Annotated in this window: 18 protein-coding genes; 2 read left to right on the forward strand and 16 right to left on the reverse strand. The window is 38.5% G+C overall.

The features are described from left to right. Positions 1–9 precede the first annotated feature (9 nt). The 9 genes from ccmI to ccmA are packed head-to-tail and all read right to left on the reverse strand — an operon-like array spanning position 10 to position 6989. Positions 10–1263, reverse strand: coding sequence for a c-type cytochrome biogenesis protein CcmI (gene ccmI / locus J8L70_RS00670; protein WP_211053548.1), 1254 nt, complete (start codon positions 1261–1263; stop codon positions 10–12). After that, positions 1263–1724, reverse strand: a complete 462-nt coding sequence (locus J8L70_RS00675) for a cytochrome c-type biogenesis protein (RefSeq protein WP_211053549.1) — start codon at positions 1722–1724, stop codon at positions 1263–1265. The genes ccmI and J8L70_RS00675 overlap by 1 nt, the downstream gene beginning before the upstream one ends. Then, positions 1724–2293, reverse strand: a complete 570-nt coding sequence (locus J8L70_RS00680; protein ID WP_211053550.1) for a redoxin family protein — start codon at positions 2291–2293, stop codon at positions 1724–1726. Before J8L70_RS00680 ends, J8L70_RS00675 begins: the two co-directional genes overlap by 1 nt. Continuing rightward, positions 2290–4260, reverse strand: a complete 1971-nt coding sequence (locus J8L70_RS00685) for a heme lyase CcmF/NrfE family subunit (RefSeq protein WP_211053551.1) — start codon at positions 4258–4260, stop codon at positions 2290–2292. Before J8L70_RS00685 ends, J8L70_RS00680 begins: the two co-directional genes overlap by 4 nt. 1 nt (position 4261) lies before the next feature. Further along, on the reverse strand, positions 4262–4741 hold the full coding sequence (gene ccmE / locus J8L70_RS00690) for a cytochrome c maturation protein CcmE (RefSeq protein ID WP_211053552.1): 480 nt from the start codon (positions 4739–4741) through the stop codon (positions 4262–4264). Then, positions 4738–4941 carry a heme exporter protein CcmD gene (gene ccmD, locus J8L70_RS00695; RefSeq protein WP_211053553.1) on the reverse strand — a complete coding sequence of 68 codons (204 nt, stop codon included), beginning with the start codon at positions 4939–4941 and terminating at the stop codon, positions 4738–4740. The genes ccmE and ccmD overlap by 4 nt, the downstream gene beginning before the upstream one ends. 2 nt (positions 4942–4943) lie before the next feature. Next, positions 4944–5681: a heme ABC transporter permease gene (locus J8L70_RS00700; RefSeq protein WP_211053554.1), complete on the reverse strand. Its 738-nt coding sequence runs from the start codon at positions 5679–5681 to the stop codon at positions 4944–4946. Between the two features lies 1 nt (position 5682). After that, positions 5683–6369 carry a heme exporter protein CcmB gene (gene ccmB, locus J8L70_RS00705; RefSeq protein ID WP_211053555.1) on the reverse strand — a complete coding sequence of 229 codons (687 nt, stop codon included), beginning with the start codon at positions 6367–6369 and terminating at the stop codon, positions 5683–5685. Continuing rightward, positions 6369–6989 carry a cytochrome c biogenesis heme-transporting ATPase CcmA gene (ccmA, locus tag J8L70_RS00710; protein ID WP_211053556.1) on the reverse strand — a complete coding sequence of 207 codons (621 nt, stop codon included), beginning with the start codon at positions 6987–6989 and terminating at the stop codon, positions 6369–6371. Before ccmA ends, ccmB begins: the two co-directional genes overlap by 1 nt. 114 nt (positions 6990–7103) lie before the next feature. Here ccmA and J8L70_RS00715 point away from each other — a divergent pair, with 114 nt between their 5' ends. Next, complete coding sequence (locus J8L70_RS00715) at positions 7104–9263, forward strand: flagellar hook-length control protein FliK (protein ID WP_211053557.1); 2160 nt, start codon at positions 7104–7106, stop codon at positions 9261–9263. A 14-nt stretch (positions 9264–9277) separates the two neighbouring features. After that, positions 9278–9580: an EscU/YscU/HrcU family type III secretion system export apparatus switch protein gene (locus J8L70_RS00720; RefSeq protein ID WP_211053558.1), complete on the forward strand. Its 303-nt coding sequence runs from the start codon at positions 9278–9280 to the stop codon at positions 9578–9580. 10 nt (positions 9581–9590) lie between these two features. Here J8L70_RS00720 and J8L70_RS00725 read toward each other — a convergent pair whose 3' ends face one another. The 7 genes from J8L70_RS00725 to J8L70_RS00755 are packed head-to-tail and all read right to left on the reverse strand — an operon-like array spanning position 9591 to position 14946. Continuing rightward, positions 9591–9995, reverse strand: coding sequence for a DUF2802 domain-containing protein (locus tag J8L70_RS00725; protein WP_211053559.1), 405 nt, complete (start codon positions 9993–9995; stop codon positions 9591–9593). 15 nt (positions 9996–10010) lie between these two features. After that, on the reverse strand, positions 10011–10505 hold the full coding sequence (locus J8L70_RS00730; RefSeq protein ID WP_211053560.1) for a chemotaxis protein CheW: 495 nt from the start codon (positions 10503–10505) through the stop codon (positions 10011–10013). 24 nt (positions 10506–10529) lie between these two features. Further along, entirely contained in the window at positions 10530–11279 is a 750-nt protein-coding gene (locus tag J8L70_RS00735; protein WP_211053561.1) for a chemotaxis protein CheW, read from the reverse strand. Between the two features lie 3 nt (positions 11280–11282). Then, a complete protein-coding gene (locus tag J8L70_RS00740; protein ID WP_211053562.1) occupies positions 11283–12053 on the reverse strand; it encodes a ParA family protein in 771 nt (256 codons plus the stop codon). 12 nt (positions 12054–12065) lie between these two features. Beyond that, entirely contained in the window at positions 12066–13025 is a 960-nt protein-coding gene (locus tag J8L70_RS00745; RefSeq protein ID WP_211053563.1) for a flagellar motor protein MotB, read from the reverse strand. Positions 13026–13031: 6 nt separating this feature from the next. After that, positions 13032–13796: a flagellar motor protein gene (locus tag J8L70_RS00750; protein WP_211053564.1), complete on the reverse strand. Its 765-nt coding sequence runs from the start codon at positions 13794–13796 to the stop codon at positions 13032–13034. After that, positions 13789–14946: a chemotaxis response regulator protein-glutamate methylesterase gene (locus tag J8L70_RS00755; protein ID WP_211053565.1), complete on the reverse strand. Its 1158-nt coding sequence runs from the start codon at positions 14944–14946 to the stop codon at positions 13789–13791. The genes J8L70_RS00750 and J8L70_RS00755 overlap by 8 nt, the downstream gene beginning before the upstream one ends. Positions 14947–14953 lie beyond the last annotated feature (7 nt).

The following is a 14953-nucleotide window of genomic DNA, read 5'->3' on the forward strand; positions in this document are numbered from 1 at the left end:
TTTCATTCCTTAAGGTATTACTGTGTTTATTTCAAGTTGATAATCGAAGGTGTTAGCAACAGATATAATCTCAGAAACCCCTTCTAACTCACCACTACTTGGCATAACAGTGTCATCTTGAGAGATCCGTGCAGTTAAAATAACATTTTGTGTACTTGATAAATTCAAGTCTGCAATCATCGCATTTTCATTATTTAACGTTACAGTAATTGGAAAACTAAACTCAGTTAGCTTTACAACGGCAAGAGGCATCGCAGGCCCTTGCGCCGCTTTGGCAAACACAAATAATATACCTTTCTTTGGTTGTTTAGCCGTTAAATTAGGAGCAAGCGTGATTGCTACATTTATGCTAGGAGCACTGTTTTTTTCAGTCACTACTTGCTCTTTTGGCTGAATTTTTTGATCTATTTCGGCAATACGCTGAGCAATCATCGTATAACGGCTATCACTTTGTTCCATACTCGCTAATAAAACTTCAAAAGCGGCTTTAGCTTGTTGCCAGTCTTTTCGCTCATAAGCAATCAGCGCCAATAGCGATATAGCATCTAAATTTGTTGGCTCTTGCTTAAGTACTTTAGAGAGCATGCTCGCAGCACGTGTCATATTTTCTGCATTGCCTTGAAGTAGCAATAATTGGCTATAACTAATAAGCACTTGCTGATTATCAGGATTCATAACCAGCACTTTATCAAACGATTGCTGGGCCATATCAAATTCATTTAGCGACATAGCAACGCGTCCAAGTAACATCCATGCAACTTCATCGTCTCCCGTTTGACTCAGTTTTGTACGAAGGGCTAACGCAAAGGCCTGCATCTCATTTTGACTAAGCGGTTCGCCTTTTTGCATCATGGCTCTTTCACCATATTCAGGTAAATTATCCATTGCTTCATGCCATGCTGATATTTGTTGAAAACTCCCCGTTAATGCATAAAAAATCACGGCTAGAGTGATAACAAAAGCAGCTCCTGTTAGGGCAAATATACGGTTATTCCCTTTACTTTGTAATGACTTTTCAGGCGCTAATTCATTAAGCAATCGTCGCTTTAATTCAATAATAGATTCATCAAAACTTTGCTTCTCGATACGTTGGTTTTCAAGCTCCGAATTTAATTCAGCTAAGCGTTGCTCATAAATACTGATTAGCTCAGCGTTGGCATTATGAGTAATATTACGAACCCTTTCCTTTTTTAAAAAAGGCAGTACAGTGAAACCAAGGGCAATTAGGGTTAATAATACAAAGCATCCCCACATTAAAGTCATTAACTACGCTCCTGATGTTTATTTTGTGCAATTAACTTATTTAGCAGTAGCTCGTCATTCTCACTCCAGCGCTGCTTTACAGAGGCTTTACGCTGACGAATAACAATAAAACCAAAACCCAGTATGACTATCAGCACAGGCAAAACCCATAAAACTAAGGTCGCCGGTGTCACAGGGGGATCGTAATGTACAAAATAACCATAACGGTCAATCATGTAATCGATAACTTCATCTTTAGATTTGTTTTCTTTTACAAGTACCAATACTTTGTCTCGTAAATCTTTTGCAACCACAGCGTCTGAATCGGCAATATTCTGATTTTGACACTTAGGGCAGCGTAGCTCTTTTGTTAGCTCTTCAAAACGTACTGCTTGTTCTTTGTTATCAAATTGATAGCGATCTTGTTGGGCAAATGCCGATACACTAATGATTAAGCTCAATAATAAAAGCACTGTTTTCATTAATTTAACTCCTGCATTAAAGGTGCAAACTTAGCACGCCATACACGAGGATTAATATCTCCAGTATGATGCAATAAAATAGTGCCTTGCTTATCGACTAAAAAAGTCTCTGGAGCACCAGAGACGCCTAAATCTAACGATAAAGTACGATGTAAATCTAAAATATTAAATTGATAGGGATTCCCCGTACGCGCTAGCATATCGTTTACTTCTTTACGTAGTGCATTCATATCAAAAGGGCCATCAAAATCAGCGTCGTAGCCTTGTACGTAATACAAACCTATAATTTTAACGCCTTGTTCACGTAACTTAGTTAAATAACTTAGTTCGACTAAACATGTAGGACACCACGTTCCCCACACATTTAATAAATAAACGTCACCTTTTAACTGCTGTTCGGTCCAGCGTGAATTATTGTCCATTAAATCAGGCAAATTAAACGCTGGCATAGTATCGCCTATGCGACCGGTTTGAATCTCACGAGGATTTGCAAATAATCCTTGATATAAAAACACACATAAAAAAACAAAAATGAGTAAAGGTACAATCGCAATGAGTTTACGGTTCATGATGCAACCTCCGAAACTTTTTTACGTTTTGGCTCAACAGGTGAACGATAGCGTTTATCAAATAAAATCATAAAACCAGCTAACGAAATTAACCCCCCTCCAATCCATATCCAACGAACAAACGGCTTGTGGTAAATACGTAACGACCATGCGCCTTTACTTAATTGCTCACCAAGTGCTAAATATAAATCTCGAGTAAAACCAGCATCAATGGCTGCCTCAGTCATAAACTGCATTGCGATATCGTAACGTCTTTTTTCAGCATGAAGCTCACTAACGACTTTATCGTTTTTAAGTACGCTCACCACGCCAGCATGGCCACTATAGTTTGCACCTCGAATAGTTTTTACGCCGTCAAAACGGTAGCTATATTCATTAAGTTGCACACTTTCACCGGGTTTCATAGAAACATCGCGCTCTACTGAATAGGCAGAGGTGAGCGACACACCGATAATTAAAAAAGATAAACCAACATGGCCTAACACCATCGCCCAGTAACTTACTGTTAAGCGCTTTAACCCTTCAGTTAATTTAGTTTGAGTACTTGCTTTAAGGTATAAATCAATGGCCGTTGCAACTGCTATCCATACCGCTAAGGTTGTTGCTAACAGGGTTAATGGTTTAACGCTTTCATAACTTGAGTAAAGCCAAGCACAGCTAATTACCACACTCATTAATGCGCCAATAAATAACTTATTTTTTAAAAATGCCCACTTATTTTGCTTCCACCTTAAAAGAGGTCCTATTCCCATTAATATGGCAAAAGGGACTAATAAGATTGCAAACATTTTATTAAAGAACGGTTCACCGATCGAAATACTTCCCAGCCCCATTTCTTTATGCACCATCGGCAGTAATGTACCTAACATAACAATTAACGTGGCAACCACTAAAAAGATATTATTAAGCCATAATGCCACTTCGCGCGATACAAACTTATAACGCCCTTCACTATGCACTTGAGCAACACGAAGCGCATACAATGCTAAGCCACCACCGACGACAATACCTAAAAAGGCTAAAATAAATAATCCTCTATCGGGGTCGGTTGCAAAGGCATGCACTGATACAATAATGCCCGAGCGAACAATAAAGGTGCCTAATAAACTTAACGAAAATGCAGCGATAGCCAGTAACACCGTCCACGACTTAAATACACCTCGCTTTTCAGTCACACTTAAAGAGTGTAATAAAGCTGTCGCGACTAACCAGGGCATTAAGGCCGCATTTTCTACCGGATCCCAAAACCACCAGCCGCCCCAGCCTAATTCTGAATACGCCCACCAGCTACCGATTGTTAATCCTAAACCTAAAAATCCCCATGCCGTCATAGTCCAAGGGCGAGACCATTTAGCCCATGTATTATCAAGTTTACCCGTTAATAATGCAGCGATAGCAAATGCAAATGCCACTGATAACCCAACATAACCCATATAAAGTAAAGGCGGGTGAATGATCATACCGGGGTCTTGTAATAATGGGTTTAAATCTCTCCCCTCGACAGGGAAATAAGGAAGAAGTCGTTCAAAAGGGCTCGACATTAATAAAGTGTAAAGCATAAAGCCAACACCTAAAAACCCGAGTACTCCTAATACTCTTGCGCGTAATACCCAAGGTAAAGAACGTGATCGCATTGCAACGACTGCCGTCCAACCTGCTTGCATTACAAGCCAAAGTAAAATAGCACCTTCGTGGCCACCCCATGTTGAAGTGATTTTGTAATACCAAGGTAAAGTGCTACTTGAGTGATAAGCTACATAAGCAACGGTAAAATCATCAGTTAAGCTGGCATAAATAAGCGCTGCAAACGAAATAATAACAAATGCAAATTGCCCTATTGCTAATGAAGGAGCTGCACGCATTAACCTTAAATTACCCGTGTGTGCACCCCATAACGGAAAGATACACAACAACACACTCAACACCATAGCCAGTGTTAAAGAAAAATAGCCAAGTTCAGGGATCATATTAGCTCCCGCTATCTAAGTTATATTTAGGCTTTTCGTGTTTAATCCCTTTCACGGCTTCAGCCACTTCTGCGGGCATATATTCTTCATCGTGCTTTGCTAATACTTCAAACGCATTAACCACATTTTTTTCAACCAATACCCCTTGCGCAACAATACCTTGGCCTTCGCGGAACAAGTCTGGCAAAATGCCTTTATAGCGAATAGTGACTAATGGCCCCGTATCAATAAGTTTAAAACTTACTTGCAAGCTATCTTCATTTCGCTCTACAGAGCCCGGGACGACCATGCCACCAATACGAAGTTTTTGCCCTATTACCGGTTTTTCTTTATTAGGGCCTTTACCTTCAATTAATTCACTCGGGGTATAAAATAGATTAATGTTCTCTTGTAATGCATAAAGCGTTAAACCTATTGCGCTGCCTAACCCAAATACAATGGCAACAATCACTAAAAGACGTTTTTTACGACGTGGGTTCATGAGTTTTGTTCCTGTTTAGCTTTTTTTATACGTTCTTCACGAATAAGTTGATCTGCAACAGCTTTAAAAATGCGCTTTTTGTCATTTAAAGAGCTGATTAAAATACCTAATAAAATGGCTGCACATGTACCAAAAGAAAGCCATACATAAAAGCCATAGCCTCCCATGGCAATAAAATCTGAGAAAGAGTCAAACTGCATAATTACTCCTGAGTTAACAACTGACGCACCCACGGGCGATGCTTTTCGCGTTGTAATATTTCATTTTTAAGTCGAATCAAAGTCACCACACCGACAAATGCAGCAAAGGCAACAATATTAACCATAAGAGGCCAGAACATACTCGGATCAATTGCTTTTGTATCAAGCTTGGTGATAGTTGCTCCTTGATGCAGTGTATTCCACCACTCTACAGAGTAATGAATAATAGGTAAGTTAATAACCCCCACGATAGCTAAAATAGAAGCTGCTCGCCCGGCTGCTTTTTTATCTTCGAATGCATGATATAAAGACAACACCCCTAAATATAAAAATAACAATATTAGCTCAGAAGTAAGCCTCGCATCCCATACCCACCAAGCTCCCCACATAGGTTTTCCCCATGCAGCACCAGTGATAAGGGCAATCGCAGTAATACATGCACCCACAGGAGCAATAGCAATAACAGCAAGTTCAGCATTACGTATCTGCCACACAAGAGCCACAATCGCGGCGATGGCCATTGATGAGTAAGCCCCCATAGATAAAATAGCTGAAGGGACATGAATAAAAATAATTCGATAGCTATCTTTTTGTTGATAATCGGCTGGCGCATAAGCTAAGCCCCAAATCCATCCGATAATCATAGTGGCCACACAAACCACGGTAAAATAAGGCAATAGCGTATTACATAATTGATAAGCACGCTCTGCTTTGGCATAAGGATGTAACCATTTCCACATATTAACTTACACTCACTTTTAATGCTGACGATATGGCGATAGGTGCACTGATAATAGCAATGGCTAACATGGCACCCAAGATGGCAAGCTGACCACTATAATCTAGCGACATAGCGCTCGTGTCTATAGCCGACGTTGCAAATATTAAAACCGGAATATATAAAGGTAAAACTAATAAACTCATCAAAATCCCCCCTTTTTGTAACCCTACAGTTAGCCCTGCACCAATTGCGCCAATAAAGCTTAACAATGGAGTACCCAATAACAAGGTAAATAAAGTGGCTAATAACGCGTTACTTTCTAAATTTAATAACAAAGCAAATAATGGGGTCATAAGCACTAACGGTAAACCGGTCACAACCCAATGAGCTGCCACCTTTGCAAATACCGTTAACGACAAAGGATAAGGTGTCACCATCAGCTGCTCAAGAGAGCCATCGTTAAAATCATCCCGAAAAAGCTTATCCAGTCCTAACATGGTTGATAGTAAAGCGGCCACCCAAATAATACCCGGCGCCATCCTAGCAAGTAGACCGGGTTCAGGGCCTATAGCTAACGGAAAAAGAGAAATAACGATTAAAAAGAATAAAATAGGATTAATAATTTCTGAGCGTTGACGAAAAGCCAGTTTCAAGTCTTTGTTAAAAACGGCACAAAATAATAGCCAGTAGGAATGTGTGCGTATCATTAGTAACGATACTCCAAAGTAAACGTTTTCAAATCGTTAAATTGTGCAGTGAGATCTTGATGGGTAGTTAATAAAATAGCCCCACCTTGAGATAAATGCTGCTTAAACCGGTCTTGTAAATAAGCAACACCACTTTTATCAAGTGCTGTAAATGGCTCATCTAAAATCCATAACTTTGCTTCATTTAGCCATAATCGTAATAGCGCTACGCGGCGCTGCTGTCCTGCGGATAAAGTACGAACAGGAACATCTTCTAGCCCAATCAAGCCTAATTTTGCTAATAATGGATATAAATCGGTTGGTTTTTTATAACCACTGGCTTGCAGCCAAAAGTGTGTATTTTCTATCGCGCTAAGCTGAGTATTTACACCCGTTTTATGACCTATAAAAAGTAGGTCTGATGTATACTCTTCATAAACCTGTGAAATTGCTTGCTGTTGATATAACACTTCACCTTCATCGGGTACACTAAAGCCTGCAATAATTCGCAATAGTGACGTTTTACCAGCACCATTAGCACCAGCTAATTGCATAATTTGCCCACTTTTTAGGCTAAAATTAAGATCCGCAAATAAGCAACGATCTTGCTTGATGCAGGTGACGGACTTAATGTGTAACAAGATGACGATTCTCTATGCCAAAAATTAGGCGTTAGTCTACCATAATGATAATGTAATACGAATACAGCTTTAAAATCGATTAACAAAAAACTAGCGAAAACTTGATTTAAAATAATGAATGAACCCACTGTAATTAATTTATCTAATTCATTGGTGAGTAATCAATCTACTCACTCTTTCGAAAATGAATTAACTCAATTGCCCGAACAAGCGATTACGGCTAAAAACATTCAGTTTTCAAAAGACTCTATTCAACTTGATTTGTATATAGATGAGCATTGGCAAACGGTGCGGTTAAAAACAACCACAGAATCGTTCACAAATGAAAAAATACCTGCTGCAACTATTCAACTATCTAATGACGGTAAGCAACTAAAAATCACGCCTACGCAAACAACTTTAACGCTTAATAAACCAGCCCAACTCCAGTCGTTATTAAATGTTTTAAGCTCAGGAAGCAGTATTGAAAATAAACCGCTAGCCGTTGATTTACAATCGCTACCCATTAGTAAAATAACGATAAAGCAGCTAGGTGCAAACCTTCCAATTAACAAAAACATTGCCGATTTACTCATATCAGAGCAACCAATAAGAGCGTCGATAAACACTCAAAATAGTGGTGCTAAAATTGATTTTATCAACCGTTATGCTGATCCAATACATAGCCAAACCATCAGCCAAAATAAACTAACTCAATTGCTAGTAAAGCAAATGCCTGATGCGATACTGCAATATAAAACCACTAAACAAGCTACTCTTACCTTCCCTAGCAATAACGCAGTTGTCACATTAAATACTGATAAAAAAGTAGATACAATAACTACTTTAACCCCTACTAAAGTAGTTCTTACACAGCACCACGAAAAATTACTTATTACTAGCACAGAGAAACCCTTTACGGTGCAATTAAACAATTCATTTTCTAAACCATTTAACCTCATAGCGACAACACAAGAACAGTTAAAGCATACCAATAATATCCATCAATCGCTTAATCAAACCAGTCCAATAAAATCATGGTTACAGACTAATTTTGCAGATCTTAAAACTCGTATCAATGATGCTGTTAAATATTTTTCAGACATGCCTTTTGCTACACAAGATATTACAAAACTGAAATTAAATAGCCCTAATGAAACCAGCTTACCTATACTTAATACAAATAATCCATTGAAAAGGTATAATATTATTGATGAGGCCGCAGCGCCTATTAAAACATTGCCTCTTAATATCTCACATGTAAGTAATACAGGGTTTACTCAATTACCAGCTTTAGTAAAAATGACACAACAAATAAAAGCTGCGGTTACCCTATGGACTCCCCCCTCAGATGAAATAAAATCAAACAGACTACAACCGCAAAATATGCAAGTAGGGACACACCGTTTATCACTTGAAGACACTCTATTTAAGCCACTGCTAAATACTCCAGTTGTTCCTTCAAGCAAAATACCTATTAGTACACAACTTAATCAAATAGCAGCACTTGAACAAAAAAATGCCCCTGAGTTAGAAAAGTTAATCAATCATGCTTTTCAAAGAATGATTTCACATAACCACCTGAATTCGGCCTTAGTTTCACGCGATATATCTACTGCTTTGCAATCTTCAGCAATCAGTCAAACGAGTTTCCCTCATGCTTTAGAAAGTGTTGCTGTTAGTATTCTAGCAGCCCCGACTCTCAACCAAATGCCCCATTTGCTCAATTTAAATAATCAAGTTGGACTCGATGCGCTCCTTCAAGTGCTACTTCCTACATTTAAGTCAACTGATACCAACAATGCGTTATTAGAACAATTACAACAACCAGATACTCAAGCACTTGCAGAGGTTTTAATTAATGCAAAAAACACGCTAAGTCATGTAAATACTCAAACCATTAATCAACAGTTGGATTCAAACCCTTTAGTTAACTTTTTATTGCCGATGAAGTTACCACCTGAAACCCAACAGACAGAAATCACATTAGGGCATTATAAAAAGCCAAATAAAGGGGGGTTAACTGACAAAAGCATATGGTTCATCAGACTCAATTTTGATTACGCAGAATTGGGACAATTACAAGCCGTGGCAGAATTAATGGATAAAGCTGTTGACTGCAAATTGCTAGCTTCAAGCCAAACGGTCACCGCACTTGCCCACCCACACTTGGAAAATTTACGTAGTAAGCTTGCAAAGCATGGTTTACAAGTAGGCGAGCTAACATTAACTCAAGGTATTGCTGAACATCAAAATTTTTATGATTCTCATGCTATTATCAATATCAAAGTATAGTGATAGGAAACGCCATGACTGAAAAACAAAAATCTGCAATCGGTTTATTATACGACATTGGTAATAACCCAACGGTCACTGCAAAAGGCTTTGGCGAATTAGCAGATCACATCATTGCAGAGGCTAAAAATAAGGGGATTATGATCCATCAGGATGAAGCATTAGCAAAAACACTATCACATATACAATTAGGGGAAGAAATTCCCAAAGAACTTTATTATATTATTGCAGAGTTAATTGCATTTTCGTATGTACTTAGAGGAAAATTCCCACCAGGGTGGGACGATTTTCAAGGGAAACTTAATATAAAAGCATAACAAAGATGCGTTACTCGACCTTTTTTTGACGATGTAACGTCATCAATAATTCAGCTTCCGCCCGAGGTAATTCACATTCACGAATAACTTCTTCTAAATCAGCACCAAGCTCAACCATTTTCACAGCACGAGAGTAAATTTTAGCATCTGGGTCTTCGTATTTTTGTGCTTCTTGATTTTGCAGCAATTCATTCGCTTGTTGCTCAATAGTAAGCACACGATTACCGACACTTAATAAACCTATTCTTAGCTCATTAACTTCACTACGTAAAATATCAGTTTGCTCAGATAATATCTTATGCTCTTGCGTGCGTTCTAAATAAGCTTTAGCGTGTTTTTTATTACTATTATAAAGTAGCACCAATGATATAAAACTAAACATTAGTGCCACAGCAATTAAACTATATAGCAGCATATATTTTATTTAAGCTTATAAATCGCTTAACTCATCCCATTCGTCATCACTGAGTAGCTTATTTAAATCGACTAAAATAAGTAACTCATTTTCACGATTACAAACACCTTGGATAAACTTAGCACTCTCTTCAGTACCCACATTAGGTGCGCTGTCAATTTCTGAACTGCGTAAATAAACAACCTCAGACACACTATCAGCAAGAATACCAATCACCTGCTCTTCAGCTTCGATAATTAAAATTCGTGAATTATCAGTTGTTTCTGTATTTGGTAAACCAAAGCGAGCGCGAGTATCAATTACGGTAACTACATTACCACGTAAATTAATAATGCCTATAACATACGAAGGCGCGCCAGGAACCGGCGCTATTTCAGTATAACGCAGTATTTCTTGCACCTGCATAACGTTAACGCCATAGGTCTCTTCTTCTAACTTAAAGGTTACCCACTGCAAAATTTCATCATTGTCTGAATTTGTGTTTGCTGATAGTAACTTATCTTCACTCATGCTTTTACCCCGTAATGGACAATTCTATTGACGGCTATCTAAGCCTTGCTCTAGTAATGTATTTAAATTATCTACATCAATTAGTGCACACATTTTATCTTTTATGACTCCAGCAAGCCAAGGTCGCTTACCATTGCTTGATCGCCATTTTACATCTTCTTTAGTTAAAGTAATGTTATTTATTAATTTTTCAGCTAATAAACCCCAAGTACTATCTCCTAAAGTAATCAAATACTGATAATTTAAAGATGCTTCAAGTGCTTCATCGTATTTTTCTGGCATCACCCAACGAGCAGTATCCACAACATTTAATTTTTCATCTCTATTAAGCATAACGCCTTTAAACCATTTTGGCTTGCCAAATAAGTGGTTAACTTCTGTTAACTGATGAATACCGCCTAATGATTTTAATGGAACAGCTAAAGTAAGCCCTGCCACTTCAAAAAATAATGCTTGGAATTCGCTGTCAAAATATTCTTCTTGGCTTTGTAATACCACTTTTGGCTTTGAGGTAACCTCAGTTTCAACAACTTTTTTTACTTCTTCTATGTGTTGTTCTTGAGGTACACGCACATGATCTTTTAATATTACATTTTGCTCTACGTCATCTGCTTTATCGACATGTTCAAGTAAATGCGATTCATCTAATTTAGGTTGTACCTGTTCAAGTAGCTTTGCTACAGGTTTAAGTGACGAATCAACATCATCATCTTGCAGTAATGCACCTAAGTATTGAGTCATTACTTTTTCATTAGCAAATAATTGCTTACTCATTATTTAACCTTGTCCTATTAAATAGTCTAATAGTGCTTGATATGCAAATACACCTCGAGAGCGCGGACAAAATTCGATCGGTACTTTTTGCGCTAAACTTGCATCTCTAAATTTAGTATCAACAGGTATTACACCTGGCCATACCTTGTCATTATACGTTTTTTGCAGCGTTTTATATGCTTCAAGGGCCGCTTTAGTCCGTTTATCGTACATTGTTGGAATTATAGTATATTCATAATTTTTCGCTTGAGAGCTTTGCATTAACTCCATAGTACGCATCATTCTATCTAATCCCTTAAGCGCTAAAAACTCAGTTTGAACAGGGATCAGAACTCGCTCGCTTGCCGCTAGTGCATTAACCATTAAAACGCCTAACACCGGAGGGCAATCAATTAATGCATAATCATATTGTTCACTTATCTTTGCTAAGGTCTTTTTTAAAATAAGCCCCATTCCAGACTTATTCCCCATGCTTCTATCTAAAGTGGCAATCGCCATAGTCGCTGGTAAAATATCTAAATTATTTAATGTAGACGGGCATAATGCTTGTAAAATTTCCTCTGTTTGCATGCTACTTCCTCGTGCAAACACATCATAAACACTAACCTCTAATTCTTCTGAGTCAATACCAAAGTAATATGTTAGTGAGGCATGGGGGTCAGTATCAATAAGTAATACTCGCTTACCTTGCAAAGCCAATGCTCCTGCAAGACTCACTGCGGTAGTTGTTTTACCCACTCCACCCTTTTGATTTGCTACCGTCCAAATTTTCATATTACATCCTAATTATTGCTCGTTGCGAGTAGTAATACGAATACCACCATGTTCTAAATGAATTATTTTTATTGTTTTATCATCAGTTAGTAACACTTTTTCAATTTCAACCGGTAATTCGCTTTCAAGTTCCTGCGCAGTTTCCTCAAATGCATCATCTGGTAATGCAAATTTCGATAAGGCAATAACCACTTTACGGTTTTCAGATCGCCCTTTTGCTGTCGCATTATCAGCAAAAGGTGAATATTGCCCATACCCTTCTATTGCCATTCTTGCTGATGTGATACCAAGCTTTTCTAATTCTATTAGTATTGAAGTCGCTCGTGCAACCGAGAGCTCCCAATTAGATTTAAATATTTCGTTGTTAATCGTTTCATTATCAGTATACCCCCTCACTCTAATATAATTTTTAACATCAGCAATTATATTATAAACAAGGTTCACGACTCTTTTTGTTCCACTGTGTGCAGTGGCACTGCCGCTGGTAAATAACATACCTGAACTTAATTCAATAATTAACCAATCTTGATTAAGCTCAAGGCTCGCTTGGCCATTACGTATTTCATCAAGAAGTGCCGATTGTAATTTTACCATTACGCTTTCAAGAGGTGTCCCTAAATTTTCTTTTTGTACTAAACTGGTGTCGTTTTGAGAATCTAATAGATCATTCCCTTTATCAACTTTTTCAATACTCTCACCATATAGCAATTCAGGTTCAGACGTCACCCTATCACTTAGCACTCCAGTACCAGTAACACCGGTCCCTTCTTGTTGTTGCTCTCGGGCCGATTTATCAAATACTTGCTCCAATGAATCAGAAAGAATTTGAAAGCTTTCTTCTTTTGTAATGGCAAGTGAATACATAACAACAAAAAAAGCAAATAAAATGGTCATATAGTCCGCATACGAAACTAACCAACGTTCTGTATTATGGTTTGTTGCAGTTTTTCTTGCTATTCGCTTACGGAGCATAATATTTTATTGCGCCATTAAATGTGGACGCTCTGTTCGATACGCTTCTAGCTTAAGCTCAATGTTAAGGGGGCTTTCGCCACGACTTATAGCAATCACACCTTCTGCAAAAATTTCATGATAAAGCATTTTACTTTCAATTATGTTTTGTAACTTTTTGGCTATAGGTAGAAATAAAATATTCGCAAATCCAACCCCGTATATTGTCGCTATAAATGCAGTAGCAACCGCACTGCCTAACTTTTCTGGCGCAGTAATAAACGACATCGCTTGTATTAAACCTAATACAGCTCCAATAATACCAATTGTAGGGCTATAACCGCCCATTGCTTCATAAACTCGGCTTGTCTCTAATAAACGTTCACGCTCAAGAATCAAATCAATTTCCAGCGTGTCACGGATAATTTGTTCATCACTGCCATCAACTAGCAAACTTAACCCTTTTGCTGCATAAGGGTCTGCATGAGACAATGCATCCGGTTCAAGGGCCAAATAACCTTCTTGACGCGCTTTGTGAGACCATTTTTTTACTTCATCTATTGCATGACCTATATCGTATTTAGGCGAAAAAAACACCCAATGACTCACTTCAAGCAACTTTTTAAAAGTCTCAGCTGAGGTTTGAATTAATACAGCCCCAAGTGTTCCGCCAAGCACTATAATTAAAGCAGGTAAATTTATTAAAGAGCTTAAGATTCCGCCCTCTAAAGTAAAGCCAAATGCAATGGCTGCCAGTGCAAGTAATAAACCAAATACCGACAATTTATCCACAGCCGGTCTCTCTCTTAATTCGTGCCGCAACATCCGTCAATGCAATATGTTCAGATGCCAATCCTGCGTTTGCTATCGCTTGGGGCATACCATATACAACACATGTTTGCTCATCTTGCGCCCATATTGTTGAACCCGCTTGTTTTAACATTCTGGCACCATCACGGCCATCAGCTCCCATTCCGGTTAAGACGACTGCCAATACTTGATCATGGTATGCTTTAGCGGCACTGGCAAAAGTAATATCAACACTGGGCTTATAAGTTATTCTGTCACTATTATCTTCAAATACACGAAGTGACTTAATGCCCCCGCGCCCTTCTACCATCATTTGTTGACCACCCGGGGCTAAATAAGCAGTGCCCGCTTGTAACTTATCGCCTTGCTGCGCCTCTTTAACCTGTATTTTACATAAGTTATTTAATCTATTGGCAAATGCAGGTGTAAACGCAGCGGGCATATGTTGTATCAGTAATATAGGGTATGGGAAATTAGCAGGAAGGGTTGTTAATATCGTTTGTAATGCGACAGGCCCACCTGTTGACGTCCCTATGGCTACAACTTGATAACGTTTTCCGCTTGCTTTTTTTATACTGGCAACACTGTGAGTGGTATTTGGTTGTGCAGCAAATTCACGACTGGGTTGCATCACTTTTTGGGGACGCTGAAGCACCGTGGGTGTAGCACTACTTAGCGTTGTTTTTTTTGTAACAGGTTGTGCAACGCTAGCAGGGCGAACTGTACGGGTTACTCTGCGCCTTGCAATTTGTTTCACTTTCATTTGCAACATGTTAGTCGCATCTGCGTTATTTCGTGCGATATCTTCAAACTTTTTAGGGAGGAAATCTAACGCTCCAGCCTCAAGTGCATCTAAAGTGGCCGTTGCACCATCTCGAGTTAATGAAGAAAACATAAGAATCGGCGTTGGAGAATGTGCCATAATCTGTTTTACGGCACTTATCCCATCTAGCACGGGCATTTCTATGTCCATTGTAATTATATCAGGGCGTAAACGAGCCGCCTTTTCTACGGCTTCTTGACCATTTACTGCAAAGTCGATTACTTTTATTTGTGTATCTTGTTCAAGGATTTCGCTTACTCTACGACGAAAAAAACTTGAGTCATCTACAACTAAAACTTTAATTACCATTCAATTC

It is taken from the genome of Pseudoalteromonas sp. MMG010, from assembly GCF_018100905.1.
Lineage (GTDB): Bacteria > Pseudomonadota > Gammaproteobacteria > Enterobacterales > Alteromonadaceae > Pseudoalteromonas.

Bases quoted from the DNA above. Each gene is read 5' to 3' on its own strand.
- ccmI (WP_211053548.1), bottom strand. From the start codon at position 1,263: ATGACTTTAATGTGGGGATGCTTTGTATTATTAACCCTAATTGCCCTT.
- J8L70_RS00675 (WP_211053549.1), bottom strand. From the start codon at position 1,724: ATGAAAACAGTGCTTTTATTATTGAGCTTAATCATTAGTGTATCGGCA.
- J8L70_RS00680 (WP_211053550.1), bottom strand. From the start codon at position 2,293: ATGAACCGTAAACTCATTGCGATTGTACCTTTACTCATTTTTGTTTTT.
- J8L70_RS00685 (WP_211053551.1), bottom strand. From the start codon at position 4,260: ATGATCCCTGAACTTGGCTATTTTTCTTTAACACTGGCTATGGTGTTG.
- ccmE (WP_211053552.1), bottom strand. From the start codon at position 4,741: ATGAACCCACGTCGTAAAAAACGTCTTTTAGTGATTGTTGCCATTGTA.
- ccmD (WP_211053553.1), bottom strand. From the start codon at position 4,941: ATGCAGTTTGACTCTTTCTCAGATTTTATTGCCATGGGAGGCTATGGC.
- J8L70_RS00700 (WP_211053554.1), bottom strand. From the start codon at position 5,681: ATGTGGAAATGGTTACATCCTTATGCCAAAGCAGAGCGTGCTTATCAA.
- ccmB (WP_211053555.1), bottom strand. From the start codon at position 6,369: ATGATACGCACACATTCCTACTGGCTATTATTTTGTGCCGTTTTTAAC.
- J8L70_RS00715 (WP_211053557.1), top strand. From the start codon at position 7,104: ATGAATGAACCCACTGTAATTAATTTATCTAATTCATTGGTGAGTAAT.
- J8L70_RS00720 (WP_211053558.1), top strand. From the start codon at position 9,278: ATGACTGAAAAACAAAAATCTGCAATCGGTTTATTATACGACATTGGT.
- J8L70_RS00725 (WP_211053559.1), bottom strand. From the start codon at position 9,995: ATGCTGCTATATAGTTTAATTGCTGTGGCACTAATGTTTAGTTTTATA.
- J8L70_RS00730 (WP_211053560.1), bottom strand. From the start codon at position 10,505: ATGAGTGAAGATAAGTTACTATCAGCAAACACAAATTCAGACAATGAT.
- J8L70_RS00735 (WP_211053561.1), bottom strand. From the start codon at position 11,279: ATGAGTAAGCAATTATTTGCTAATGAAAAAGTAATGACTCAATACTTA.
- J8L70_RS00740 (WP_211053562.1), bottom strand. From the start codon at position 12,053: ATGAAAATTTGGACGGTAGCAAATCAAAAGGGTGGAGTGGGTAAAACA.
- J8L70_RS00745 (WP_211053563.1), bottom strand. From the start codon at position 13,025: ATGCTCCGTAAGCGAATAGCAAGAAAAACTGCAACAAACCATAATACA.
- J8L70_RS00755 (WP_211053565.1), bottom strand. From the start codon at position 14,946: ATGGTAATTAAAGTTTTAGTTGTAGATGACTCAAGTTTTTTTCGTCGT.